The organism is Lactobacillus juensis (assembly GCF_036246285.1).
Classification (GTDB): Bacteria; Bacillota; Bacilli; order Lactobacillales; family Lactobacillaceae; genus Lactobacillus; species Lactobacillus juensis.
The window spans coordinates 689,843-716,340 of the sequence record NZ_BTTS01000002.1; the positions used below are offsets into that span (position 1 = coordinate 689,843).

At 36.2% G+C, this 26,498-nt stretch carries 31 protein-coding genes and 1 other annotated feature; of the genes, 28 read left to right on the top strand and 3 right to left on the bottom strand.

Annotated features, from left to right (window positions below):
• Positions 1–64: 64 nt before the first annotated feature.
• From AAA926_RS07425 to AAA926_RS07450, 6 genes are all read left to right on the top strand, one after another.
• Positions 65–1,000: an AAA family ATPase gene (locus AAA926_RS07425; protein ID WP_338206989.1), complete on the top strand. Its 936-nt coding sequence runs from the start codon at positions 65–67 to the stop codon at positions 998–1,000.
• Positions 1,001–1,135: 135 nt separating this feature from the next.
• Complete coding sequence (locus AAA926_RS07430; protein WP_338212241.1) at positions 1,136–2,299, top strand: galactokinase; 1,164 nt, start codon at positions 1,136–1,138, stop codon at positions 2,297–2,299.
• Positions 2,300–2,314: 15 nt separating this feature from the next.
• Positions 2,315–3,793, top strand: a complete 1,479-nt coding sequence (gene galT, locus AAA926_RS07435) for a UDP-glucose--hexose-1-phosphate uridylyltransferase (protein ID WP_338212242.1) — start codon at positions 2,315–2,317, stop codon at positions 3,791–3,793.
• 167 nt (positions 3,794–3,960) lie between these two features.
• Positions 3,961–4,788 (top strand): hypothetical protein, encoded by an 828-nt coding sequence (locus AAA926_RS07440; protein ID WP_338212244.1) that lies wholly within the window; start codon positions 3,961–3,963, stop codon positions 4,786–4,788.
• A 2-nt stretch (positions 4,789–4,790) separates the two neighbouring features.
• Positions 4,791–5,375, top strand: a complete 585-nt coding sequence (locus AAA926_RS07445) for a hypothetical protein (RefSeq protein ID WP_338212245.1) — start codon at positions 4,791–4,793, stop codon at positions 5,373–5,375.
• A 9-nt stretch (positions 5,376–5,384) separates the two neighbouring features.
• Complete coding sequence (locus AAA926_RS07450; protein WP_338212246.1) at positions 5,385–5,984, top strand: ATP-binding cassette domain-containing protein; 600 nt, start codon at positions 5,385–5,387, stop codon at positions 5,982–5,984.
• Positions 5,985–6,082: 98 nt separating this feature from the next.
• On the opposite strand, the gene pepC is transcribed toward AAA926_RS07450, so the two are convergent.
• A complete protein-coding gene (pepC, locus tag AAA926_RS07455) occupies positions 6,083–7,429 on the bottom strand; it encodes an aminopeptidase C (RefSeq protein ID WP_338212247.1) in 1,347 nt (448 codons plus the stop codon).
• A 128-nt stretch (positions 7,430–7,557) separates the two neighbouring features.
• Positions 7,558–7,872, bottom strand: coding sequence for a hypothetical protein (locus tag AAA926_RS07460; protein ID WP_338206994.1), 315 nt, complete (start codon positions 7,870–7,872; stop codon positions 7,558–7,560).
• A gap of 108 nt (positions 7,873–7,980) precedes the next feature.
• Between AAA926_RS07460 and AAA926_RS07465 the strand changes: the two genes are divergently transcribed.
• The 21 genes from AAA926_RS07465 to rplL all read left to right on the top strand — a co-directional run bounded on the left by AAA926_RS07465 (position 7,981) and on the right by rplL (position 24,082).
• A complete protein-coding gene (locus tag AAA926_RS07465) occupies positions 7,981–8,532 on the top strand; it encodes a dCTP deaminase/dUTPase family protein (protein ID WP_338212248.1) in 552 nt (183 codons plus the stop codon).
• Positions 8,533–9,909: a DNA repair protein RadA gene (gene radA, locus AAA926_RS07470; RefSeq protein WP_338212249.1), complete on the top strand. Its 1,377-nt coding sequence runs from the start codon at positions 8,533–8,535 to the stop codon at positions 9,907–9,909. It begins immediately after the preceding gene.
• Positions 9,910–9,982: 73 nt separating this feature from the next.
• A complete protein-coding gene (gene gltX, locus AAA926_RS07475) occupies positions 9,983–11,482 on the top strand; it encodes a glutamate--tRNA ligase (protein WP_338212250.1) in 1,500 nt (499 codons plus the stop codon).
• A 174-nt stretch (positions 11,483–11,656) separates the two neighbouring features.
• Positions 11,657–13,081, top strand: a complete 1,425-nt coding sequence (gene cysS, locus AAA926_RS07480; protein ID WP_338212251.1) for a cysteine--tRNA ligase — start codon at positions 11,657–11,659, stop codon at positions 13,079–13,081.
• Between the two features lie 10 nt (positions 13,082–13,091).
• Complete coding sequence (locus tag AAA926_RS07485; RefSeq protein WP_370466821.1) at positions 13,092–13,517, top strand: Mini-ribonuclease 3; 426 nt, start codon at positions 13,092–13,094, stop codon at positions 13,515–13,517.
• Positions 13,504–14,259 (top strand): 23S rRNA (guanosine(2251)-2'-O)-methyltransferase RlmB, encoded by a 756-nt coding sequence (gene rlmB / locus AAA926_RS07490; RefSeq protein ID WP_338212253.1) that lies wholly within the window; start codon positions 13,504–13,506, stop codon positions 14,257–14,259. Before AAA926_RS07485 ends, rlmB begins: the two co-directional genes overlap by 14 nt.
• Positions 14,260–14,468: 209 nt before the next feature.
• On the top strand, positions 14,469–15,044 hold the full coding sequence (locus AAA926_RS07495; RefSeq protein ID WP_198181021.1) for a sigma-70 RNA polymerase sigma factor region 4 domain-containing protein: 576 nt from the start codon (positions 14,469–14,471) through the stop codon (positions 15,042–15,044).
• A 71-nt stretch (positions 15,045–15,115) separates the two neighbouring features.
• The gene (locus AAA926_RS07500) at positions 15,116–15,334 is read left to right on the top strand and encodes a P8 family protein (protein ID WP_045928407.1); all 219 of its coding nucleotides are present in this window, start codon (positions 15,116–15,118) and stop codon (positions 15,332–15,334) included.
• 178 nt (positions 15,335–15,512) lie between these two features.
• Positions 15,513–15,662, top strand: a complete 150-nt coding sequence (gene rpmG / locus AAA926_RS07505; RefSeq protein ID WP_081945356.1) for a 50S ribosomal protein L33 — start codon at positions 15,513–15,515, stop codon at positions 15,660–15,662.
• Between the two features lie 3 nt (positions 15,663–15,665).
• Entirely contained in the window at positions 15,666–15,836 is a 171-nt protein-coding gene (gene secE / locus AAA926_RS07510; RefSeq protein WP_198181020.1) for a preprotein translocase subunit SecE, read from the top strand.
• Between the two features lie 102 nt (positions 15,837–15,938).
• Positions 15,939–16,487 carry a transcription termination/antitermination protein NusG gene (nusG, locus tag AAA926_RS07515; protein WP_109586561.1) on the top strand — a complete coding sequence of 183 codons (549 nt, stop codon included), beginning with the start codon at positions 15,939–15,941 and terminating at the stop codon, positions 16,485–16,487.
• 126 nt (positions 16,488–16,613) lie between these two features.
• On the top strand, positions 16,614–17,039 hold the full coding sequence (gene rplK / locus AAA926_RS07520; protein ID WP_034980336.1) for a 50S ribosomal protein L11: 426 nt from the start codon (positions 16,614–16,616) through the stop codon (positions 17,037–17,039).
• Between the two features lie 70 nt (positions 17,040–17,109).
• The gene (gene rplA / locus AAA926_RS07525) at positions 17,110–17,802 is read left to right on the top strand and encodes a 50S ribosomal protein L1 (RefSeq protein ID WP_045928405.1); all 693 of its coding nucleotides are present in this window, start codon (positions 17,110–17,112) and stop codon (positions 17,800–17,802) included.
• Between the two features lie 139 nt (positions 17,803–17,941).
• On the top strand, positions 17,942–18,808 hold the full coding sequence (locus AAA926_RS07530) for a phosphate ABC transporter substrate-binding protein (protein ID WP_084605748.1): 867 nt from the start codon (positions 17,942–17,944) through the stop codon (positions 18,806–18,808).
• Between the two features lies 1 nt (position 18,809).
• Positions 18,810–19,802: a phosphate ABC transporter permease subunit PstC gene (gene pstC, locus AAA926_RS07535; RefSeq protein WP_198181017.1), complete on the top strand. Its 993-nt coding sequence runs from the start codon at positions 18,810–18,812 to the stop codon at positions 19,800–19,802.
• A gap of 7 nt (positions 19,803–19,809) precedes the next feature.
• Positions 19,810–20,703 carry a phosphate ABC transporter permease PstA gene (gene pstA / locus AAA926_RS07540; protein WP_265893280.1) on the top strand — a complete coding sequence of 298 codons (894 nt, stop codon included), beginning with the start codon at positions 19,810–19,812 and terminating at the stop codon, positions 20,701–20,703.
• 11 nt (positions 20,704–20,714) lie between these two features.
• Positions 20,715–21,515: a phosphate ABC transporter ATP-binding protein PstB gene (gene pstB, locus AAA926_RS07545; protein ID WP_198181015.1), complete on the top strand. Its 801-nt coding sequence runs from the start codon at positions 20,715–20,717 to the stop codon at positions 21,513–21,515.
• A 15-nt stretch (positions 21,516–21,530) separates the two neighbouring features.
• A complete protein-coding gene (gene pstB / locus AAA926_RS07550) occupies positions 21,531–22,286 on the top strand; it encodes a phosphate ABC transporter ATP-binding protein PstB (protein ID WP_198181014.1) in 756 nt (251 codons plus the stop codon).
• Positions 22,287–22,300: 14 nt separating this feature from the next.
• The gene (gene phoU / locus AAA926_RS07555) at positions 22,301–22,969 is read left to right on the top strand and encodes a phosphate signaling complex protein PhoU (protein WP_198181013.1); all 669 of its coding nucleotides are present in this window, start codon (positions 22,301–22,303) and stop codon (positions 22,967–22,969) included.
• A gap of 33 nt (positions 22,970–23,002) precedes the next feature.
• Positions 23,003–23,127: a sequence feature (ribosomal protein L10 leader region), on the top strand.
• Between the two features lie 37 nt (positions 23,128–23,164).
• On the top strand, positions 23,165–23,674 hold the full coding sequence (rplJ, locus tag AAA926_RS07560) for a 50S ribosomal protein L10 (RefSeq protein WP_198181012.1): 510 nt from the start codon (positions 23,165–23,167) through the stop codon (positions 23,672–23,674).
• Positions 23,675–23,716: 42 nt separating this feature from the next.
• Positions 23,717–24,082, top strand: coding sequence for a 50S ribosomal protein L7/L12 (gene rplL, locus AAA926_RS07565; RefSeq protein WP_045928398.1), 366 nt, complete (start codon positions 23,717–23,719; stop codon positions 24,080–24,082).
• Positions 24,083–24,199: 117 nt separating this feature from the next.
• Here rplL and AAA926_RS07570 read toward each other — a convergent pair whose 3' ends face one another.
• The gene (locus tag AAA926_RS07570) at positions 24,200–25,339 is read right to left on the bottom strand and encodes a C40 family peptidase (RefSeq protein WP_198181011.1); all 1,140 of its coding nucleotides are present in this window, start codon (positions 25,337–25,339) and stop codon (positions 24,200–24,202) included.
• A gap of 127 nt (positions 25,340–25,466) precedes the next feature.
• Between AAA926_RS07570 and AAA926_RS07575 the strand changes: the two genes are divergently transcribed.
• Positions 25,467–26,489 carry a serine hydrolase gene (locus AAA926_RS07575; RefSeq protein ID WP_198181010.1) on the top strand — a complete coding sequence of 341 codons (1,023 nt, stop codon included), beginning with the start codon at positions 25,467–25,469 and terminating at the stop codon, positions 26,487–26,489.
• Positions 26,490–26,498 lie beyond the last annotated feature (9 nt).

A 26,498-nucleotide genomic window follows, 5' to 3' on the forward strand; every position in this document is an offset into this window, starting at 1 on the left:
AAATGTATGTTAAAATTTATTACGATATCATTTAAAATTTACATTCTTAGTTTGGAGTAGAGGCATGCGTAAAATATTTTTATTACGAGGCGCACCCGGCTCCGGTAAATCTTCATTTATTGCTCGTCATCACTTACAGCCATATGCAATTAGTCGTGATCAAATCAGATTGTTGTTGGCTAATTTAACCTATTATTATGAAGAAGATACCGATTGCTTACATCAAGTAATTCCGCGTTATGCAAATGAGCAAACGGAAAAAGTGGTGGATTACCTCGTAGAAGAAAAAATGAAACGTGGCGAAACGGTTATTGTAGATAGTACGCATATCTTTGCGGAGAATATTGAGCATTATCAACCCTGGGTCGAACGTTATCGTTATGAGTTGTTTGTTGTCGATTTAATGTATCATAAGAGCTTACGTAGTTTGTTAAATCGCAACGAAGTTCGCAGACAATATGATTGGGTAAAGCCTGATGTGATTAGGGAAATGTTTTTATCCTATCAGGAAAATCTGGATGTGCCCGAATGGGCTCACGTTATAAATCCCAATCAATTGGGAAGAGCACTTTCACAAAAAGAAAGCAATTTGGATCATTTTGCTCATGTAGTGGCAGTGCCAGACAGGGTAGCTGAAGAAGACTTTCCCCATGTGCATATTTCTAACTTTTATTTTTCGTTTAACGATTTGTTTACTGAAAAATATGGTACCTACAGAAATGTGGTGACAATTGGTAAAACTCAAGATGAAGTTGTTAATCAGTTTCGGTTACCATTTTTTGTTTTTAAATTTCATCACAAGCATTTTTTAATTTCGGCATATCCTATTAGAAATGAAATGCTTGATCCGATTAAAAAAGTTAAAAGTGTGTGGTCCTATTCTACTGGTCTGGCCAATCCGGCAGATTTCTTAGAGCAATTTCCGCAAAGCCGTCCGCAGCATGTGCACCAGTTTAATTTATGCAAGTTGCATCCTGATAGGCTGCTACATATTTGGTAATAAACTTAAGTAGAGTTTCATAATGATGTGAAACTCTTTTAGTTTGCTTTCTGGATTGGCATTGCTGGTTATAAGAAAAGAAGTATAATAAGTTTATTGACTTTTGATAGCGCTTTTAAAAAGGAACAGATAAGAATGAAAATTAAAGAACTCAAACAAGAATTTAGTAATATCTATCACCAAGAACCAACAGGTTGTTATTTTTCGCCTGGGAGAATTAACTTAATTGGTGAACATACTGACTATAATGGTGGTCATGTTTTCCCTTGCGCAATTTCTTTAGGAATTTATGGTGCAGCTAGTACCCGAACTGATGAAAAGTTTTGCTTTTATTCCGCTAATTTTGAAAAAATGGGAGTAGTTGAAACTGATATGCGCCAGCTGCAGTTTGCCAAAGAAGATTCATGGGCAAATTATGCTAAGGGAATGCTCCATTTTATGCTCAAAAATGGAGCAAAAATTGATCATGGACTGAACATTTACATTAGTGGCAATATTCCAGACGGTGCTGGCCTATCTTCTTCCGCTGCACTAGAAATGCTAATTGGTATTTTATTGCAGGATCAATTCCACCTATCTTTTACTAAATTGGAAATTATTAAAATGGGAGTTAAGACTGAAAATGAATTTATTGGTGTTAATTCAGGCATTATGGATCAATATGCAGTTGCCATGAGTAAAAAAGATCATGCCATTTTACTTGATACCGAGAAGGTCGAGTCTGAGCTAGTACCCCTTGATTTGAAAGATAATGTTATTGTTATTATGAACACTAACAAGAAACGGACCTTAGCGGACTCGAAATACAATGAGCGCAGAGCAGAATGTGAAAAAGGATTGCAATTTTTACAACAAAAGCTTTCAATCCAGTCCTTAGGTGAATTAGATAATCTGACTTTTGATGAAAACAGCTATTTATTACCAAGTGAAAACTTACTTAAACGTTGTCGTCATGCAGTATGGGAAAATGAACGGACATTAAATGCTGAAAAAGCACTGCAAAAGGGTGATTTAAATGAGTTTGGTCACCTAATGAATGCCTCACACGTTTCTTTGGAATACGATTATGAAGTTACTGGTAGAGAACTTGATACATTGGTTCATGCTGCTTGGAAGCAGCCTGGTGTCTTAGGCGCAAGAATGACTGGTGCCGGTTTCGGTGGCTGTGCAATAGCCTTGGTTGCCAAAAACGAAGTTGAAGCCTTTAAAAAGAATGTCGCAGATACCTATCAAGAACAAATAGGCTATTTGCCGTCGTTTTATATTGCAGAAACTGCTGATGGTACAAAAGTTTTATAATAACGGAAAGTTGAGATGGATAAAACGAATCTAATTGAGAAATTCATTACGCAAGTTATTGCCCACAGCGATTTTACGGAACTTGATCGTATTTATTTGAGAAATAGAATTTTGGCTCTTGTTGGTGATGAGGCAAGAAAGGTAGCTACCAGTAAGGAAGGTCTACTGGATCTTAAAGACGATTTGATTCAGGCTGCCCAAAATTCAGGGAAGTGCTCGGTCAATAATTCTGCTAGGGATGTACTTGATGCACAATTAATGAATTTGATTGTCCCTAGACCAAGCGTTGTTAATTACAAATTTTGGCAAACTTATGAGAGTTCACCACAAAAAGCGATAGCTGATTTTTACCAAATGGGTAAAGATAGTAATTATATTAAAACTAGAGCTATTGCAAAAAATATTTACTTTACAGCTGCAAGTAAATACGGCGACTTAGAAATTACAATTAATCTTTCCAAGCCGGAAAAGGATCCTAAAGAAATTGCAGCAGCCAAGAATACTAAAGCAAATTCATACCCAAAGTGTCAGTTATGTATGGAAAATGAAGGCTATCTGGGACATGTGAATTATCCTGCTCGCACAAATCACCGTATCATTCGATTTCAGTTGGGAAATGAAACTTGGGGTTTTCAATATTCACCATACGCCTATTTTAATGAACACTGTATTTTCTTGTCACCAAAACATGAAAAGATGGTAATTAATGAGCAAACTTTTGCTAATTTACTGGAAATAGTCAGCAAATTTCCGGGTTATTTTGCTGGTAGCAATGCGGATTTGCCAATCGTAGGCGGTTCGATTTTAGCGCACGAACATTATCAGGGTGGCAAGCATCGCTTTCCCATGGAAAAAGCTCCGGTGGTAAAAACACTTAATTTTATTGGATTTAATGATGTCGAAGCAGGTATTGTTAAGTGGCCCATGTCAGTTATCCGGCTAAGAAGCAAAAATCAAAAAAGTTTGGTCAAACTGGCGGCTAAAATTTTTACAGTTTGGCAAAGTTATAGTGATGAAAAAGTTGCTGTTAGGGCGTTTACTGCTAATACGCCCCATCATACAATTACTCCAATTGCTCGTTTACATGGTCATGCGTATGAACTTGATTTAGTTCTCAGAGACAATCAGACATCGGCTAAGTATCCTGATGGTATTTTCCATCCTCACTCTGATGTGCAGCATATTAAAAAAGAAAATATCGGTTTAATTGAAGTAATGGGATTAGCAATTTTTCCACCACGATTGAAACCTGAATTACTTGAGGTAAAAAAGTTTTTGCTTGACCTGCCTAACAGAATTGCACCAATCCACCTCGACTGGGCTAAGAAAATTAAAAGCAAGTATGAAATAACTAGTGAAAATGCAGATCAGATTTTGCAAAAAGAATTAGGTCTTGTTTTTGCTCGCGTCTTAGAAGATGCAGGAGTTTTCAAGCAAACCGCTGATGGGAAAGCAGCTTTTATGCGTTTTGTTAAGGAGGTCGGGCAAAATTAAATTTTGGATTTTGTTTAAAAGATCCATATGTGCAAAAGTAAAAATAAGACAATTTCCTATAAAAATAGGTGAATTTTTTGTAACTTTTTTTGGCACACCATTTATTTGATAATTAATGTTATACTTGATATAGTATTCAAAGATATATTATTATGAGGATGGTGCAAATGCTAAGCCGAACCAAAAAATTTGTTCTGATTATTTCAATTATTTATCTTCTTTTAATTACCTGGCAAATTGTATTGGCTGTTAAAGATGGGACTGGATTAATTCCAGCAAACGGCAAAATAGTTGACATTTCTGTTATGCTTTTCTTTTCCATTCAGCCGAATGGCTGGAATGAAAATATCATAAATTTAGTTATGATGTTAGCATTCGTTCCCACTTTTGGAGCTGGTCTCATAATCTATTGTAAAAATAATAATATGTTTGGAGTTGTTCAGCAAAGAGTCGGCTATCATAAATTTCTGAAAATCGGGGTCATTAACTCCTTTATTGTTGGATTTCTATTTTCATTAATAACAAATCTCTACCAGTTAGCATTGATTAGAATATTTTATTATCCATTTTTCTTTAAAATTAGACCCAGGAAATTATATATTGGCGCCAGACCAGGATATTTTTCTACTAACCAGCTGATCGATTTATGTTCGTACGTTACTTTAGCTGCTGTTGGTTGGGGTATTTTTGCTATTTTAATTTTCAGCATTGGTCTTTTTGTTTCAAAAAATGGTATTTATTTAGTTTTAGGTCCGTGTGTGGGCTTAGGGTTGACTTTATTGTCAATTTTAATATCTATGGGCAGTAAATTTTGGCTTTTTGTCTCGTATTCGTGGTTTCCATTTGCTGTACTTGCACCAGGTCAGTTTGCGTTAGGTTCGCGTTTGCCACCGATTAATTCATATTTGCTTTTTATGACGGTGGCACTGCTTTATTTGTTATTTGCTGCTTGCCTAATTCAACTTTGGCAGAAGAAAAAAAGAAGGCTGGGCTGATTATGCGTTTAAAACGAATACCTCGCAGACTTGTTTTAACCGGTTTTCTCATATTTTTTATAGGGCTAACAGGGGGCATTATTCTGATAAAAACAGGTTCACCAGAAACTATGGAATTGCCAAATGAATACCTTAATTTTCACCTTGTATCGTTGTATTTGCAACCAGCGGTCTTTTTGTTACTTTATAAACAGATTCTTACTTTTCGCAACATCAATGTGTTTATAACGGTGAGAAAAAAGAGCAGGTGGATGATATTTCACTTAATAGTACTGGCTGCAATTTATTGCTTATTATTTGTATTAGGATTATTTGTACCCTATTTCTTAACTGGTTACCCTTTATTTAAATTTGGCAACCCTACTTTGGGCACTGAACTCATAATACTGCATGTGCTTGTTTTTTTACTTCTACTTTGGTTGCTAGTCGGAGGCTACAACTGGCACAGGCCATATTTATTATTGTTAATGGTCATAATTATAGATTTAATTTACCATTACTATATAGAGAAAAATATTTTGATTAGTTATAGTCCTTTGTATGACGAATTATATAGGTCTATTCATGAAATTTATGGTGGCTTTTAAGGAGAAATAATGTTAGAGCTTAAGCAAATAAAAAAATCTTTCGGTCAGAAGCTGGTTTTAAAAGACGTATCTTTGCTGGCTAAGCCAGGTGAGCTGATTCATATCTCTGGTATTAATGGTTCTGGAAAGTCCACCATTTTTAAAATCATTACCGGTTTATTAGAGGCGGACAATGGCGAAATTAGGCTGGGTGAAAATGATGTTGTAGGCGCGTTAATTGAAAATCCTGATTTTTTAGAATATGAATCGGCCATGTCCAATCTTCATTTTCTGGCTAATCTTAATAAACGGTTTAATGAAAAAGAAGTCAGAGGATTACTAAGATATTTTATGCTTGATCCAGATGATCCAGAACCAATAGCTAAGTACTCTGTTGGCATGAGACAAAAGGTTGGTATTATTCAAGCTGTGATGGAAAACCAAAATATCATTTTGCTGGATGAACCAACTCGTGGAATTGATCAGGAGAGTATTAGCTTATTTGTGGCCATGTTGAAAAAATTAAAACAGCAAAATAAAATCGTGTTAGTTGCCAGCCATGATCAAATTAAGGAGCTTAATTATGATCATCGATTCATATTGCATCATGGAATACTGCAAGACGAATAAATAAGTTTTAAATATTTGTTCAAACTAATAAAAAGAGCATTGGGAAAATTTCTCAATGCTGTTTTATAATTAAACTAATTTTATATTAACTAATAATCTTATTTAAAAGCTAACGCACCCATTGGATCCCATGGTAATAATTGAATTGGGTCTTTAGCACCTTCATCAAAAGCTTTCTTTAAGTCATCAGGCAAGAATTTCTTGTTGATAACTGCTTGGTAAACAAAACTGTCAAACCAGGAATCGCTCATTACAAAGTAACCTTTAAAGCCAGGCTTTTCTCCCCAAGAGTTTTCAATCTTCCATTTAGTAGGCTTGTCATCAACTAAATCAACGCCGGTGATAACCATAGCGTGATCCATCATACTTTCACTGGAATCAAGCATATCTGCTTTTGACATTGAAAAGTCAACGTCAAATAGCTCATCGCGCTTGTAAATATCTGTATCTAGCAAACCAAGTTGTCTTTCTGAATCTTTACCAACATTTGAACCAAACCAAACAACTTCTCCAGCTTTAAGCTGTTTAATAATCAGGTCTTTCATTTCAGAAATTTTGACGTTAAGATGACGAACTTGCCGACCGCCAACAACGTTACCTAAATATTCAACTGAAAATACTTTATGGTATGGCTTATCATCTGTAGGTGAATTAATGATTGAAACGTGATCTTCCAAATTCATGCCTACGAATTTATCAAAGAACTCTTTAGGCGTAATTCCTGCTTCACGGTGATAGTTACCATCATCATCTTTATATTCAAAGTCAAATTTCTTTGGCGGAATTCCTAATGAAATAGCCAAAATGCGGAAGACTTCGTTTAAAAAGTCATTCTTGCGTTGCTCAACTTCATCTTCTGACTTGCCAGCGTTGACTAAATTGCGTAATTCTAAGCCATCTTTACGCAAAAGGGTATTTAAAGTATCATTTAAAGCACTTGAATTATTGGAATTAGCGGTTTCTGGATAAACTGACTTAGGTACGATGCCGTATTTTTCAACCAAGCCGCAAAGCATGTCCCATTGACCACCGTCTTGTTGCGGTGTAGCAAACAAGAAGCTAACTTTACGGTCACCGAGTGGTTTCTTGGCTGAAGCAATCACATTTTCAAAGAAAAAGTTTGATTTTTCAAATTTATCCCAGAAATTAGTGTAATTTTGTGATAATTCAAAATCCTTAATCTTATATTCCTTTTGGATTGGGTGACGCATAGTATTTAATGCAGAGAACATCCAGCAACGACCTGACTGCTTTTGATCAGCTGGTTTACCAGTATTGATTTCTACTGAAAAGGTTGGTGTTAAGTCAATCTTAGATTGCAGGTTTTGACTAGCCTTGTAGATACCATTTTCTTGGGCAGCATGACTGGCAATATTAATACCAGCATGATTTGATAGATCTTTTGTGAAATCATCAATGGCTGCACTTGTAATTTCTTTTGTCATATAAAATTGATCCTCCTTAAACAAATTAATACTATTTTAGCTTATCTTGTTAAAGTAGTCTATCTCTGAAAATTTAATTATTGTTAAAAAAATATTTGTTTTGACTTTACTTATTTAATCTTTCAATACTAGATAGAGCCGTTTTTTGGACTTGGTTGATGATACCAAATTGATTCAAAATCTGGATGATCATTAAAGTAATTAATAACTAAAGGATCAAGCGGCCAAACAGACAGATGAGATTTTTGAGCAATAAACATTACTATTTTCATTTGATCATGTAAAATCTTTTTGCTATCCATTTTGGGATTGATAAAGAAGTGATTCATAATCCAAACTGTAGCATCTTTACGCTCAATTTTATCCATTGTCCAGCTATAAACCATTTCCCCATTATCATCGTCTTCGCGAAAAAATTGGTGGGGATCATCTATATTAAACATTTATTCTCCCTTCAAAAGTAAAAATTTTACGTACCTAATTATATAAGATTTCAGATAATATCTGCAATTTAATGTAAAATAGTGTTTAAAAGTTTTAAAGGAGATAACATGGAAAAGATTCGGGGCTTTGAGATTGTATCTAAATATAAAAATAAAAATGTTACTTTACCAAGAAGACAAACGATTGCTAGTGCAGGCTATGACTTAGCTGCAGCCAAAGATGTATTAATTCCCAGTATTTGGCGGCTTAATTTTGTCCGTATTTTTAGGTTGATCCGTAATGGTCATCAACTATACGAACAAGATTATGAAATGGCTGAACATGTCCTCAAACCTTTTTTAATTCCCACAGGAGTGAAAGCATATATGCCTGAAGACGAGGTATTATTGCTGGCAAATCGGTCATCAAATACTTTTAAAAGAAACCTTGCACTGCCAAATGGGATCGGTGTCATTGATTCCGATTATTATAATAATGGTGCTAATGAAGGCGAAATCTTTGTTCAATTAATTAACTATGGCATAAGACCTATTCAGATTCATCAAGGTGACCGAATCGGTCAGGGAATTTTTGTTCATTATTTAAAAACTGATAATGATGTGCCTATTGACAGACAAAGAATAAATGGCTTTGGTTCCACAAATAAGAAGGGAAGCTAAATGGCAAAACTAAAAACAAAGTATAAATGTCGTTCTTGTGGTTATATTTCCGCTAGTTATTTAGGGCGCTGTCCCAATTGCGGTGCTTGGAATCAATTTGAAAAAGAAACTGAAGCAGTGCAAAGCCGTTCAACTAAGGGCAGTCCCAGCAGGCTTATCAAGAAAACTGGAATTAGTGAACCGGTTAAATTGGAAAATGTTAAGGCAGAAAAAGAAGAACGTGTACAAACCAGTATGGAAGAGCTCAACAGAGTTTTAGGCGGAGGTATTGTTCCAGGTTCATTAGTTTTGATTGGCGGCGACCCTGGCATTGGCAAGTCAACTCTAATGTTGCAAATCATGAGCGAACTTGCAAATCAATATAAAGTGCTGTATGTTTCGGGGGAAGAATCAGCCAATCAGATTAAGCTACGGGCTGACCGTTTAGGACTGCCAGCTAATGATATGATGCTTTATGCAGAAACAGACATGGAAGACATTCGCCAACAAATTTCCGAGCTAGAGCCCGATTTTGTTGTCATTGACTCAATTCAGACAATGAATGAACCAAGCTTAGACTCAATGACGGGATCAGCTTCACAGGTAAGAGAAGTTACTAGTGAACTAATGAAGATTGCCAAAATGGATGCTATTACCGTTTTTGTTATTGGCCATGTCACAAAAGAAGGCGCGATTGCCGGTCCCAAAATACTAGAGCACATGGTAGATACAGTTCTTTATTTTGAAGGTGATGAACACCATGCCTACCGTATTTTACATTCTGTGAAAAACAGATTTGGTGCTGCCAATGAAATCGGCATGTTCGAAATGGTTAACAAAGGTTTAAAAGAAGTTACTAATCCTTCAGCCGTATTCTTAGATGAACGGTTGCCCAAATCTACCGGTTCGGCAATAGTAGTATCGCTTGAAGGAACAAGGCCAATTTTGGCGGAAATTCAAGCTTTAGTGACACCGACTGCTTTTGGTTATGCCAAAAGAACCACTTCGGGGATTGACTACAATAGAGCTGGACTATTGCTAGCTGTCTTGGAAAAAAGAGGCAACTTGATGTTGCAAAATCAAGACGTTTATCTAACTGCCACTGGAGGAATTCGTTTGAACGAACCGGCAGTTGACTTAGCTGTCGTCATGGCTATTGCATCCAGTTATAAAAATCAGGAAATTTTGCCAACTGACTGTTTTGTTGGTGAAGTTGGTTTAACCGGTGAAGTACGACGTGTTAATCAAATAGATGCACGGATTAAAGAAGCTGCTAAAACTGGTTTTAAGCGTATTTTTATTCCGAAGCACAATATGCGTGCAAGTCTAAAGAACGCTGGCATTGAAGTTATTCCCGTTTCAAGTATTCCGCAAGCCTTAAAACTAGTTTTAGGCTGATGAACATTGAACTTTTTTGCTATTACGGGTAAACTTAAATTGTTTATATTTACTTTTGAAAGAGGCATAAATTTTGGTTAAACAAAAAATTCGGGTAAGGTATGCCCCAAGTCCAACAGGGCACCTACACATTGGAAATGCACGAACTGCGCTATTTAATTATTTATTTGCGCGTCATAATAAAGGAACTTTTGTCTTAAGAATTGAGGATACTGACCAAAAGCGTAATGTTGCAGGCGGTTCAGAGTCGCAAATGGAAAACTTGCACTGGCTTGGTATTGATTGGGATGAAGGACCTGACAAGGGTGGCGATTATGGTCCATATCGCCAGTCTGAAAGAAAAGACATCTATAATAAATACATTAAGCAGCTGGTTGACGAGGGTAAAGCTTATTACTCTTATAAAACTGAGGAAGAATTAGAAGAGCAGCGTGAAGAACAACGTGCAATGGGCATTGCACCTCACTACACGTATGAATATGAGGGAATGACAGCAGATGAGATTGCTGAAAAGCAAGAGCAGGCAAAGGCCAAGGGCTTAAAACCGGTTGTTCGTATCCATATTCCCGAAATGGAAACATATTCTTGGGATGATATTGTCAAGGGTCATCTTAGTTTTGAATCCGACACCATCGGTGGCGATTTTGTCATTCAAAAGCGCGATGGCATGCCTACTTACAACTTTGCAGTGGTAATTGATGATCACCTGATGAAAATTACTCACGTTTTGCGTGGAGATGATCACGTTTCAAACACGCCTAAGCAGCTTGCAGTTTATGAAGCATTAGGTTGGGAGCCACCAAAATTTGGTCACATGACTTTAATTATTAATGCGGAGACCGGTAAAAAACTTTCAAAACGTGATGAATCTGTTTTACAATTCATTGAGCAATACAGAGACCTAGGTTATCTGCCTGAGGCAATGTTTAACTTTATTACATTATTAGGTTGGTCTCCGGTAGGTGAAAGCGAAATTTTCAGCCAACGTGAGTTAATTAAACAATTTGATCCGGCAAGATTATCTAATTCTCCTGCTGCTTTTGATCAGAAAAAGTTGGAGTGGATTAACAATCAATATATTAAAAAGGCTGATCGTGATACGCTTTTAGATTTAGCACTTAACAACTTGCAAGAAGCAGGCTTGGTTGAAAAAGATCCTAATCCAGAAAAAATGGAGTGGGTCAGACAATTAGTTAATATCTATTCTGTTCAAATGTCATATACAAAGCAGATTGTTGACCTGGCAAAAATTTTCTTTAATGCTCCTAAAGACTTGAGTGAAAAAGAAATTGCAGAAATTCGCAAAGATGAGGCTAGACCAGTAATTGAGGAATTTAAACGGCAAATTGATTTGATTCCACGGTTTACTGCTCCCCAAATAATGAATGCTGTGCAAGCAACTCGTAAAGTTACAGGAATTAAAGGTAGACGCTTGTTCATGCCGATTAGAATTGCTACTACCAGGTCAATGGTGGGACCAGGAATTGGTGAAGCTATGGAGCTTTTAGGCAAAAAGCGTGTGTTAGAGCATTTAGATTTAACTCTGAAGCAAATGAGTGAAAACGGCTTATAGTTATCAAAACAGCGTATTATTCTATTATTGAATGGGAGTAATACGCTGTTTTAACTTACTATTAGGCAAAACCTGATTATGGCAAAAAACAAGATTGTAAACTTTTGGTTGAAAAAATTGACTAAAGTTTCTGGTAAAATAAGGTATAGAATGTAGAAAGGTCAGTTAGCCACAGTGAAAATTTATAACACTTTAACTAATACTAAAGAAGAATTTAAGCCGATAAACCCAGGTCAGGTAACAATGTATGTTTGTGGACCAACTGTATATAATTACATTCACATTGGTAATGCCAGGAGCGTTATTGCTTTTGATACCATAAGACGCTACATGGAATTCCGGGGTTTTAAGGTAAATTTTGTGTCTAATTTTACTGACGTAGACGATAAAATGATTGCTGAAGCTAAAGCTGAAAATGTCACTGTGCCTGAATTAGCTGAGCGCTACATTAAAGCATATCGTGAAGATATTGCAGCTTTAAATGTTGAACCTGCAACACTTAATCCGCGGGCAACTCACGAAATCACAGCGATTATTAAATTTAACCAAAAATTGATTGCCAAGGGCTATGCTTACGAGTCAGATGGCGATGTATATTTTCATACCAGAAAATTTAAGCATTATGGTGCCCTTAGTAGCCAAAATATTGCAGAACTTGAAGAGGGTGCTTCTGAGCATATTAATGAAGAAGAACAAAAACGTAAAGAAGATCCAATAGATTTTGCCTTATGGAAAAAGCAAAAGGAACCTGATGAAATAGCTTGGTCATCTCCTTGGGGCAAGGGCCGTCCCGGTTGGCATATTGAATGTTCAGTTATGGCTACAAAATATTTAGGCGAAACAATTGATATTCATGGTGGTGGTCAAGATTTGGAATTTCCTCATCATGAAAATGAAATTGCTCAAAGTGAAGCAGCAACTGGTCAACCGTTTGTTCACTATTGGATGCATAATGGTTTTGTTACAGTTGGAGCAGATGCAGAAAAAATGTCCAAGTCACTGCATAATTTTGTAACTGTTCATGATTTGCTAAAAAAAGTTGATCCACAAGTGTTGCGCTTCTTTATGGCCAGTGTGCAATATAGAAGGCAAATTAATTATTCGACTGATAATTTAAAACAAGCACAAATTATTTTGCAGAGGTTTAAGAATACTCTTAACAATCTTGAATATCGCCTTAAGGATGGTTCAATGAGCCAAAAGTCAGAAACTTTAGTCAATAAAATTCAGGACACTCAGCATAAATTTATTAATGCTATGGATGATGATTTTAATGTTCAGAATGCTTTAACCGCCATTTACGATTTATTACCAGAAATAAATGCCAACATTAATGCTAAAAATGCAGATAAAGATGCCCTTGACCATTCTGCAGAATTATTGACGAAATGGTTAGCTATTTTTGGAATAGATGCTCAAAAATTAATTAACGCTAATAATAAAAGCGACGACAAAAAGGTCCAAGAGCTCATTAAAAAGCGCGAGCAAGCGCGTCAAAACAAGGACTGGGCACAAAGCGATGCGTTGCGGGATGAACTTAAGCAAATGGGCATTACAGTTGAAGATACTCCACAAGGAACAAGGTGGCTACGTGAATAAAACTCTAAAAATGACAGAAAGTGATGTTAATCCGGATACTCTAAATGGGCAAACATTAGCTTATCTAGGTGATGCTGTTTATGAAATTTTTATTAGGCGACATTTAATTAAGTGCGGTATTGTTAAACCCCAAGTCTTGCAAAGAAGAGCTACTCATTATGTGTCGGCCAAAGCGCAAGCAGCATTAATTACCAAACTTCAGGAAGAAAATTTGCTTTCTGAAGATGAAGTAGCGACTTTTCATCGCGGTCGCAATTCAAAAACCTATACTAAAGCAAAAAATACCAGTTTGGCTACTTATCAGTTATCTACAGGTTTTGAAGCTGTTTGGGGTTACTTAGAACTGTTAAACAAAAAAGATCGTATAAAGCAGCTAACAGAATGGTGTATAAAAACTATTGAAAATGGGGGCATAGAGAAGTATGACTTCAAATGACAAAGACTTTGTTTTTGGCAGGCATGCGGGACTGGATTATTTAAAAACTCAAGATGCTGATCATATTAACAAAATATTTTTACAGCAGGGTATAAAAGAAAGTTTTGCCAATCAAGTATTTACCTTGGCTAAACACAAGGGGCTGATTGTCCAAACAGTACCTAAAAACAAACTTGATAAATTAGTTCAAGGTGAAAATCACCAAGGATTAGTATTAACAGTTGCTAGTTTTGAATATGCTGATCTGAATCAACTGCTGGATCAATTTGACCACAATAATGACGAACCGTTTTTGCTAATGCTTGATTCAATTGAAGATCCACATAATTTAGGTTCTATTTTAAGAACAGCCGATGCTACGGGAGTAGATGGAATTATAATTCCTAAAAGAAGAGCTACCGGATTGACTTCCGTTGTTGCTAAAACTTCAACGGGAGCAATTGATTATGTGCCAGTAGCAAGAGTAAATAATCTGGTTCAAACTGCGAAAATATTAAAAAAGCGTGGCTATTGGCTTTTTGGTACTGATATGAAAGGAACAGATTATCGGCAGTGGAACAGTAATGGCAAAACCGTTTTAGTAATCGGTAATGAAGGTAAAGGAATTTCACGCCTGCTTAAAGAGCAGATGGACCAAATGCTGACATTGCCAATGGTCGGCCATGTACAATCGCTTAATGCCAGTGTTGCAACTGGTGTTTTACTTTATCAGATGCTTAACAGTCGAAACCCTCTTAAATAGTTTTTCTTACACTCTGATTAATCAGAGTGTATTTTTATGTCTAAAAATGTCCTGTTCTTTTTTTTATTTAATGCGGTTTTAACAAATTTAGTTTTTTGTTGCAGCCGAGCTAACAGTAAAAAATAGCTGCTGAGTTTGAACTTAGGTTCGATTTTTGGGCTTAATTAGTTACTGTATTCTTCAATAAAAATTTAAATAGGAGAAATCAAATGAAGAATACTGAAATAAATATTAAAAGTGAGGCGGAACTTATTAGGCAAATAAAAAATGGTGAGGATGAAGCTTTATTAAATTTATGTTTTCGATATAAGCCGTTGATTAACAAAGTGAAGGGCATGTATCATGTGCGCTATTATGACAATCAAGATTGGGAACAGGATGCAATGATTATTTGTCATGCTTCGGCGCAAAGTTTTGACTTAAATAAAGGAAAATTTGGCAGCTATTTTAAAACACGACTGATTAATCATGCACGCTCACTTGTGAGATATGATAATGCCTATCGCAGGCAGGCGTTAAAACAATCAGTTTCGCTAGAAACAGCCAAGAAAAACAATTTATTACCATTAGATAAATCATTTGTTTCAATACCAGAAATTCCTTTAAGTGAAAATATTGCTATTTTAACTGGCAGGTTGTCTAGTTTAGAGACCAATGCATTGTTAATAGGCCTGGGTGTAATAAAACAAAAAGATGTTATCGAGAAATTAAAAATTAGTAAAATAACTTTATCAAGAGCACGCTCGCGTCTGGCGCAAAAAATGCGGCAAACATTGCTCGATTAGTTTTTTATAGTTCTCTTATAAAAAGTGCGGTATAATTGTTATTGTAGAATAAATTTTAGGAGGTAGTTAAGATGGCAGATGAAGTTATGAAGACTGCATTGTTAGATCGTCACATGAAAGAAGTTTTTGACTGGAGTGACTCAGATATTCCAGTTAGAGATGCCCTTTGGGATTATTTTATGGAAAAGAATGGCAGAGATACCATTAAGACGGAAGAAGCTATGCTTCCATTCCTGAAAGACTCTGACGATAAAATCGAATCCTTCGTTAATGAAAATCTTAAGAAGTAAATCCGACTAATACAATGTTCTACGCACTGTGGTCACGCATTTGTTTGGCCACTCTTAAGCAGCTGCTTGAAAGAGCAACTGCTTTTGTTATGTAATAAGTAAAATTTACAAGTAATTATTAAATTAATTGCTTAAGTTAGCCATTTTTGCTAAAATACAATAGTTTGGAAGTGAGATTATGGCAGTGAAAAAAGCATCATTAGCTTGCAGCATTTGCGGCTCTCGTAATTACTCAATCGCTGCAAGTAAGAATCGCACTCAGCGACTTGAATTAAAAAAATTTTGTAAGCATTGCGGTAAAATGACCTTACATAAAGAAACGAGGTAAATTATGGTTAAATTCTTTAAGAGTGTAGTTGAGGAAATGAAGTTGGTTACTTGGCCAACGGCAAAACAAAACCGGCACGACACTGCAATCGTAATTGTTTCCTCGATTTTGTTTGCGGCGTATTTAGGTTTACTCGATCTGCTATTTACTAATATTACACAAATAGTTATGTAATAGCACAGCTCTTTGATTTGTGGTACAATTACTTTAATTAGAAAAGTCCTCTGACGCAAGAGGCTTTTTTGTTTGCCAAAAATATAAGGAGAATACGTAATAATGGTAGAAACTACTAAAAAACAATGGTATGTGCTTCATACTTATTCCGGTTATGAAGACAAGGTTAAATCTGACTTGTTGTCGCGGGCACAGAGTATGGGGATGCAAGACTACATTTTTCGGGTAATGGTTCCTGAACAAGAAAAAATTGAAAAAGTTAATAATAAGAAAAAAGAAGTCGAAGAGAAGATTTTCCCCGGTTATGTTTTAGTTGAAATGGTAATGACGGATGAAAGTTGGTTTGTTGTGCGGAACACACCAAATGTAACAGGCTTTGTCGGTTCACATGGTGGTGGTTCTAAGCCTTCTCCACTTTTAGAAGACGAAGTCAACAGGCTTTTACGTCAACAAGGCGAACCAGCTAAAAGACCGCAAATTGACTTTGAAGTTGGTGAGACTGTTACGATCATTGATGGCGCTTTTAATGGCGTTGAAGGTAAAATTACTGAAATTCAACCAGATAAGTACAAATTATTTGTTTCCGTTGATATGTTCGGCCGTGCTACAACCACTGAGCTTGATTATGATCAAGTAAAGAAAATTAGCTAGTAATAAGTCAATTATTGCAAAACTACTAAATAGATGATAATATATTAAAGTACTTTTATTATTGTGGGAGGGAAAGTAGGTAACTTTTCCATTTTAACCACGCACGGAATCAAGGAGGTTTTGACCGTGGCAAAGAAAGTTATAAATGTTGTTAAATTACAAATACCAGCTGGTGCTGCAACACCCGCTCCTCCAGTTGGTCCAGCTTTAGGTCAAGCTGGTATTAACATTGTAGGTTTTACTAAGGACTTCAATGCTAGAACTGCTGACCAAAAGGGCATGATTATTCCTGTAGTCATCACAGTATACGAAGATCGTTCATTCGAATTCGTAACTAAGACTCCACCAGCTCCAGTGCTTTTGAAGCAAGCTGCTAAGATTGACAAGGCATCCGGTGAACCAAACACTAAGAAAGTTGGTAAGGTAACCAAGGATCAAGTTAAGGAAATTGCTGAAACTAAGATGAAGGACCTTAACGCTGCTGATGTCGAAGCTGCTATGCGGATGATCGAAGGTACTGCTAGAAGCATGGGTATCGAAGTCGAAGACTAATCCTGTTATTTATAACAATTTAGGTGGGAGAGCTTTAGCTCGCTTGACCACATATTAAGGAGGAAATCACATGCCAAAGCATGGTAAAAAATATTTAGAAGCTGCTAAAAAAGTAGATTCAAAGAAATTATATTCAGTTGCTGAAGCAATGAAGTTAGTTAAAGAAACTTCATACGCGGGCTTTGATGCTTCAGTTGAAGTTTCATACAACTTGAGCGTTGACCCTAAGCAAGCTGATCAACAAATTCGTGGTTCACTTGTTTTACCTAATGGTACTGGTAAGACACAAAAAGTGATTGTATTTGCTGAGGGTCCTCAAGCTGAACAAGCTAAGGCTGCCGGTGCTGATGAAGTTGGTTCTGACGACTTAGTTGAAAAAGTACAAAACGGTTACTTAGACTTTGATGTCGTTGTTGCTACACCAACAATGATGGCAAAAGTTGGTCGTTTAGGTCGTGTACTTGGACCAAAAGGTTTAATGCCCAACCCTAAGACTGGTACTGTTACAATGGATATTGAAAAAGCAGTTAAGAACGTTAAGGCTGGTCAAGTTGAATACCGTGTTGATCGTCAAGCAGCTATTCACGCTGCTATCGGTAAAGTTTCATTTACTGATGAACAATTAATTGAAAACTTTGATGCATTACGTGACGTTATTTTGCGTGCACGTCCATCTGCAGCTAAGGGTCAATATATTAAGAGTGTAGCAGTGGCTGCAACATTTGGACCTGGGATTAAGCTAGATCCGTTAAATTTGGATTAAAATTAAATAACTGATGAAAAACAACTTGTCTATTTGGCAAAGTTGTTTTTTTATCTCTTAGCAAGTATTTATGATTGGTCAATAATGAAAGTTTTGATAAACTAGAGCTGAATTTATTTGTCTAATTGAGGGAATTACTATGAAAAAAAATAATTTAGGCAAGCTGCTAATATTAATGCTTTGTTTGCCATTTATTTTAATGGGATGTAGCCAGAGTCGGGAAAAAATAACAATAGTTGGCTCAAGTGCTCTGCAGCCTTTAATAGAACAAGCAGGTAATGATTACCATTTAGCACATCTTAGTAGCAATATTGTTGTTCAAGGTGGTGGCTCCGGTACAGGACTAAGCCAAGTGCAAGCTGGGGCCGTTGAAGTTGGTACTTCTGATGTTTTTGCTGAAACGCAAAAAGGCATTGATGCTAAAAAGTTGGAGGATTATCCAGTTGCAGTTGTGGGAATTGTACCAATTGCTAATAAAGAGACTGGTGTTAAAAATTTATCCATTAAACAGCTTTCAGACATTTTCACTGGTAAAATCAAAAATTGGCGCCAAGTAGGTGGTAAAAATCAGTCTATCATTGTGATCAATCGTTCTCGCGGCAGTGGTACAAGATCCACATTTGAAGATCTTATTTTAAAGGGAAAAGAGGCTGTTAATTCTCAGGAACAAGATTCAAATGGTACTGTAAAAAAGATTGTTAATTCAACACCGGGGACTATTTCTTACATATCTTTCCCGTATGCCAATGACCAAAATATTCAAAAGATTAGTATTAACCACATTCAACCTGATAATAAAAATATTCCAACGAATAAATGGCCTCTTTGGTCTTATGAGCACATGTATACGAAGGGCAAGCCCAATAAGGCAACAGCTGCGTTCATCAAATACGTATTAAGTAAAAAAGTGCAGAGAGATTTAGTTCCTAAAATTGGTTATTTAAGTATCCACGAAATGAAAGTTACGCGTGATAGTCAGAACAAAGTTACAAAGATAGGTAATTAAGATGGCAAAAAAAGAACAAGACTTACAACAAGTGGTTGAAGATGCACTTGCTGAGCAAAAAGTACCACATGTTAAGTTTAAGGGCATTGATCCAAGAAATATTGATGTTGACCGACTGACCAAGCCTTCAAAAGAAACCAGACAGGAACGATGGGGCAAGGGGCTAACTTTTTTGGCAATTATTCTAATTGGAGTATTGATAGTTGCTATCATTGGCTTTGTAGGAATGCATGGTTTAGCTACATTTATTGATAATAAAGTTAATGTATTTCATTTTCTCTTTTCAACTGATTGGAATCCCGGAGCGGGTAAAAACCATGTTGGTGCAGCTGCGATGATAGTTACATCTTTTGCTGTAACATTGCTGGCAGCGATCATTGCAACTCCATTTTCGATTGCAGTGGCTTTATTTATGACAGAATATGTGTCTGGCAAGAGAGTACAAATATTGCAATCCTTTATGGAACTATTAGTGGGCATACCATCAGTAGTTTACGGCTTTATCGGCTTAATGGTAGTAGTTCCCGCAGTTAGAACCATTTTTGGCGGAACTGGATTTGGTATTTTGACTGCAACTTTAATTTTATTTGTAATGGTGCTGCCTACTATCACGTCACTAACAGTAGATGCCTTTAAAGCAATTCCTAAAGAATTACGCAAATCTTCAGCTGCTTTAGGCGCAACAAAATGGCAGACAATTTATCATGTTGTCTTAAGAGCTGCACGTTCCCGCATTATGACAGCAATCATTTTTGGTATGGCGCGTGCTTTTGGTGAAGCACTGGCAGTTCAAATGGCAATTGGAAATGCAGTCTTAATGCCGTACAATCTTGTTAGTCCGGCAGCAACTTTAACTAGTCAGTTAACCAGTCAGATGGGCAATACGGTTATGGGAACTTTACCAAATAATGCATTGTGGTCTTTGGCGCTTTTACTCTTGATAATGTCTCTTGTGTTCAATTTCTTAGTTCATCTGATCGGAAAGAAGGGTTAGTGGTATTATGAATGCGAAAAAAACTAACCGAATTGCTGCTGGCGTGATTTATTTTCTCGTTGGCATAGTTATCTTATTGTTAATCGGAATAATTGGTAATATCTTGATAACGGGTGTGCCACATTTGTCATGGCATTTTCTGAGTTCCGAATCTTCTTCTTTTAAAGCAGGAGGTGGAATACGGGATCAGCTATTTAACTCGTTATATCTTTTATTATTGACTTTAATAATTTCCTTACCAATCGCTCTAGGTGCTGCTATTTATCTGGCAGAATATGCTCCAGATAATTGGTTTACTCAACTAATTAGAACTACAATTGAAATTTTAAGCTCCTTACCATCAATAGTTGTCGGACTTTTTGGTTATCTGCTGTTTGTGGTACAGTTTGGCTTGGGCTTTTCGATTTTAGCAGGAGCTTTGGCCTTAACTTTCTTTAATTTACCTACTTTAACCAGTAACATAGAAGAGGCTATTAAGGGTGTACCTCAAACTCAGCGTGAAGCAGGATGGGCTTTAGGCTTATCAAACTGGAAAACCATTAGGGGTATTGTTATACCGGCAGCGTTGCCCGGAATAATTACTGGCGTTATATTAAGTGCTGGCCGTGTATTTGGTGAAGCTGCTGCATTAATTTACACTGCAGGACAAAGTGGTTCTACGGTTGATTATTCTAATTGGAATATATTCAGTCCTACTAGTTTTTTAAATATTATGCGACCCGCTGAGACACTTGCCGTTCACATTTGGAAAGTTAATACTGAAGGTATTATTCCTGACGTTAATGTGGTTTCTGCTGGAACATCAGCTTTATTGGTAATTGTTGTCATCATCTTTAATTTTGGTGCCAGAGCACTAGGAAATTGGATATATAAACGGCTGACAGCCGCTAAAATAAAGTAAGGAAGCTTTTTATGGAAAATTGGCAAGATCAAAAAAGCTATATTAAAACTTTTACTGAAGATGAATGTGCAATTTCTACCAAAGATCTAAGTGTATTTTATGGTGGAACTGTACAAAAGCTTTTCAATGTTAGTTTAGGTTTTAAGAAAAATACTATTACTGCTTTGATAGGAGCTTCAGGTTCAGGCAAGTCAACTTTCTTGCGATCGCTTAATCGTATGAATGATCGGGTAGCGCGAGTTGATGGCAGCATTATGTTTCATAGTCTTGATGTTAATCAAAGTAAAATTAATGTTTATGAACTACGTAAGGCAATTGGTATGGTTTTTCAAAAACCTAATCCCTTTCCAAAATCGATTAGGGAAAACATTACTTATGCTTTGAAAGCAAATGGTCATCGCAATAAGAAAAAGCTTGATCAGATTGTTGAAGAAAGTCTTAAAGCTGCTGCCTTATGGGATGAGGTTAAAGATAAACTTGACCAGAGTGCTTTGGCACTTTCTGGTGGTCAGCAACAAAGACTCTGTATTGCTCGAGCGATCGCATTAAAGCCAGAAATTTTACTTCTGGATGAGCCTGCAAGTGCTCTTGATCCGGTTTCTACTGCAAAATTGGAAGACACTTTAAAGCAGCTGCGGAAGAAATATACTATGGTAATGGTGACTCACAATATGCAGCAAGCTTCAAGAATTAGTGAGTATACTGCGTTTTTCCATCTGGGACATGCGTTAGAATATGATACGACTACTAATATTTTCACTAATCCACAAGGTGAGATTACTGAAAAGTACATTCAAGGTAGTTTTGGATAAAAGGGGGCGGTAATAATGACAAATGTGATGGAAGCCAAAAACGTTAAATTAAAATACGGTAATTTTGAAGCTTTACACGGAATCAGTTTAGCATTTCCCGCTCAAAAGTTGACTGCTTTGATTGGACCTTCTGGCTGCGGCAAATCCACCTTTCTACGTTGTCTAAATCGCATGAATGATGATATTGATGGTATTAACATTACTGGTGAAATTTTATTAGAAGGAAAAGATATTTATCATTCTCATATTGATTTAGTAGGTTTGCGTAAAAAAGTGGGGATGGTATTTCAACAGCCCACACCTTTTCCGTTTTCAGTCTTTGATAACGTAGCTTATGGTTTGCGCATAGCTGGCGTTAAAGATAAAGAATTAATTAAGCAGCGAGTTGAAGAAAGCTTGAAGCAAGCTGCCATTTGGAGTGAAACTAAAGACAGTCTGCAGCGTAGCGCCCTTGCTTTTTCAGGTGGTCAGCAGCAGCGTATATGCATTGCACGTGCATTAGCTATCAGACCAGAAGTGGTTTTGCTAGATGAGCCCACATCTGCGCTTGATCCAATTTCCAGTGCGGAAATTGAGGAGACTTTAATGGCGTTAAAGCAAAAATATACTTTTATTATGGTGACACACAACTTGCAACAAGCGAGTCGGGTTTCTGATCAGGTAGCATTTTTAATGAATGGTGAATTGATTGAATCTGGTTCGACACAGGAAATGTTCTTAGCACCGCAAAAAGAAATAACAAATAATTATCTTAACGGCCGTTTTGGCTAATATGGAGGTGGATTATGCACGAAATATTTTTAGACGAATTGAAAAAATTGAACGCACAGTTTATGGAAATGGGAGTTTTAGTAAATGACCTGATCGATAAAGGTACACGTTCTTTCGTCGAACATGATAAAAAGGCAGCTCAACAAATGATTGCCGAGGACAAGGAAGTTGCAAAAGAAGCAGTTAAAATTGAAAAAAAGGCTTTGGAATTAATGGCATTGCAACAGCCGGTTGCAACAGATTTCCGCGTTGTTATTAGTATCTTAAAAGCTACAACGGACTTAGAAAGAATTGGCGAAAATGCCAATAGTATTGCCGTTGAGACTGTCAGAGTCAAAGGTAATCCACGTCTGCCAGAAGTTGAAAAAGTAATTTCCAACATGACTCATCAAGTACGTGAAATGTTGGTTCAAGTGCTCACTGCTTATGTTCAAGAAAATGAAAAAGATGCCAGAAAAATGGTACTTGGGCATGCTAAAGTTTTTAAGGACTATAAAAATGCCAGACAAATGATTATTGATGGAGTGGAGCAGGAACCTGATGCTGCTGTGGCCTCAGCTAGTTACTTTGTTATTATCAGGCTGCTTGAGAGAATTAGTGATCACATTGTAAATTTGGCTAGTTGGGTTATTTATAAAACTTCTGGTGAATTATTTGAGTTAATTAAACCTAAAAAGAAATAATTGACTTGCATTTAAAATATAATCCTGTTATATTTAATAAAGTAAATTCTACCTAAGACTCGGGTGGCATGACGCCTTAATATCCCGCCGAGGCCAGAAGATAATGAAGAGTTTATAACTCCATGTCTTTCTTGGCATGGAGTTTTTTTAAGGCCTTATGGAATTTATTAATAAATTTAATGGAGGTGAAATCGATTGAGTAAAGCTGCTATTGCTGAAAAAGAAAAGTTTGTTGACGCCCTTGCTGAAGAGCTAAAGTCTGCAAAAGCAATTTTGATAATTGATTACCTTGGTTTAACTGTTGAAGAAGTTACTAACATGCGTAAGGAACTTCGTGAAAACGATGTTAACATGAAGGTAGTTAAGAATACTTACTTAAGACGCGCTGCTGCTAAGGCTGGCATTGAAGGTCTTGATGACACTTTTGTTGGTCCAACAGCTGTAATCTATACTGATAACGCTGATGATATTACAGAACCAGCTCGTATTGTTTCAAAATACGAAGATGATTATGATGTTATCGACATTAAGGGTGGTATGTTAGAAGGTAAATTGACTTCTAAAGAAGAAATCAAGGAACTTGCTGCCATTCCTGGTCGCGAAGGCTTACTGTCAATGCTTGTTTCTGTATTACAAGCCCCAGTTCGCAATTTCGCATATGCTGTTAAGGCTGTTGCTGATTCAAAAGATGAATCTGCAGAGTAAATAAAATAATTTATATCTAAAATTTTGGAGGATAAAATAAGTATGGCTTTAGATACTGATAAGATTATTGAAGACTTAAAAGGTGCTTCAATTCTTGAATTAAATGACCTGGTAAAGGCTATTGAAGATGAATTTGGTGTTTCTGCTGCTGCTCCAGTTGCTGCTGCAGGTGCTGCTGGTGGCGAAGCTGCTGCTAAGTCAACATTTGATGTTGAATTGACAGAAGCTGGCCAAGAAAAAGTTAAGGTTATTAAGGCAGTTCGTGATATTACCGGACTTGGTCTTAAGGACTCAAAAGATCTTGTTGATGGCGCTCCTAAGAACGTTAAGGAAGGCGTTTCTGAGGATGAAGCTAACGACATTAAATCTAAGCTTGAAGATGTTGGTGCTACAGTTACATTGAAATAATTGCAGTCCAATCAGACAAGTTAAAAAAAGGCGTATTTGCAATTTGCAAATGCGCTTTTTTGCTTCTCACAAGTTTTTAACAAAAACTGGAATTTAACTCAACTGAGCCAAATATTTTTACATAATCCTTCTAACAATACCGTCAGGATAGTGAACTGATAAATACTTTGAATTGCGGGAGTTCCAGAAATTGTCTTGCAGACTGGAAACTCCAACTCCGCCATTGTCAGTATAAGGACTATCATGTAAAAATAGTCCTTTTCCCAAATACATTCCGACATGGGCTAAATGACCATCATCTTTGTCATCAAAGAAAATTAAATCTCCTCGCTTTTTGTTTTTATAATTAATGGGCTTGCCATTATAACATTGACTAAATGTGGTAGATCCTAGGCGGTGACCAGCTCTAGTAAAAAGATAATTCATAAAGCTAGAACAGTCAAAATGTCGTGATTTTTCGTCATATTTGGAATGACCAATCATTTTTTCACCGATTTTGATAATGCGTTCTAGCGACTTTTTGTTGCCTTCTAGAGCCTTTAAATTATATTCGATATTTTGGCCTAAAATCCAATAATTTTGGCCCCGATGTTTAAAACGATAATATACTGCATGCAAGTTGGTATGGGCAATCATATTGACATGAACCCATTTATTTTTCAAATGCAAATTTTTGCTAGTTCCTATTTTTCTGGCATCATTAGTGTGAGCAGGTAAGTTATACAATTTGGCATTTCTAACAATTTTCATTTTATAATTGATTTTATTTTTAGTTAATAGAAACTGATTGAAAGCTTTTTTATTTAACCATCCGTACTTTGTCTTAACAAAAGTCCCTTTGTTAGTTTTGGCTAATTTGCTGTAACTAATTTGTCTTTTATACCAATTTTTGGCTGAACGCTTTTTACTAGTTAATGTTTTACTAAAGCGATAATGGGTTTGGTAAATTTTACCACTACCTTTTTTCTTAGAATAGACAACCTTTGGCACTTTTTTGTGCTTTTTATTAGTGTTAATTGCTCCGTTTGAACCAGAGTTATTATCGTTCGTATTAGAATCTTCTATCTGGTTATTGTCAGAATTAGAATCATCACTAGTGTCAGACTTAGATTGAGTTTGCTCTTTTTGCTCATTGTTCTGCTGATCAACAATACTTGGTGTATTAGTAGTTGCAGCAGAAACTTTTTCATTGAAAATAAATTTGCTCGTAAGCGATAAGCTGATAGCTACTAAAAATAATTTGGATTTGTTTAACATTTTAGCTCCCATCAATTTTAGAAAAACTTAACTACATTCACTATTTTATAATATAATAAAAGTTATAGTTAAACAATTTCAAAAAACGTGTGTAATTTTATATTTTTAAACGTATAAGGAGGTATAGGTGAAAGTCAAAAATAAGTGTATTTATGGCTTTTTTTTGTTAATAGTAGCTTTTTTTGTAAGCGCTTCTGTAGTTCAGGCTGATGAAACTAGTGAAATTGTTAATAATAATTTAAACAATAGTGTTGGTCAAAAAACTAAAAATAAAAAACACAAAACTACAGTTTATAGTTATCATCAGGATAAAACTGTTGGACGGTATGCAAAGTATATTCATGCAAAAAGACCCAAAACTAAAGCAAAAGCATATATAGTTTTGGATCGTAAGACTGGGGAAGTACTTTTGGGAAAAAATACAAAGAAGCGCTATTTAACTGCATCTACTGGGAAACTAATGACGATTTATTTAGCCAGGCGCAAGCTTGCTCGTAATCCGCATGATTGGCAAAAAAAGCTCAAGTTTTCCAGTTCTTTAGTGAAAATGGCCAAGAATCCCAATCTTAACTGTTTTCATGTAAAGAAAGGCAAAAAGTATACTATTAAACAGATTATGTCTTCAGCCATAATCGATTCCGACAATAATTCTGCAATCAGATTAGGCCAATGGGTTGCTGGCTCAAATAGGAAATTCATCACAATGATGAATAAACAGGCAAAGCTATGGCATCTTTCATCTGATTTCGTGTCAGCTTCGGGACTTGAAAACAGTGATTTAGCACCTTATGGATATTATGTTAAAGGTACTTGGAGTTCAGGTAACTTATTGTCAGCAAGAGATTTAGCAATAATTGGTTATCATGTTGCTCATGATTATCCTAGTTTGATGAAATTTTTTGCCACACCTGAGATGTATGTGGCAGGCCAGAAATTACATAACTATAATGATACGTTACCTGGTCGTAAATATAACGTTAAATCCTTCAAAACCGATGGCATGAAAACAGGCTGGACACCGCGATCAGGCTATTGCTTTGTTGGTAGTTGTAACAAGGGCAACGGACGGATTGTAGTGGTACTGCATGACAAAGATGAGTTTTCAGATGCGAATAAATTAGTAAAATTTACGTATAAGCATCGTAGTTAGTCGACATAT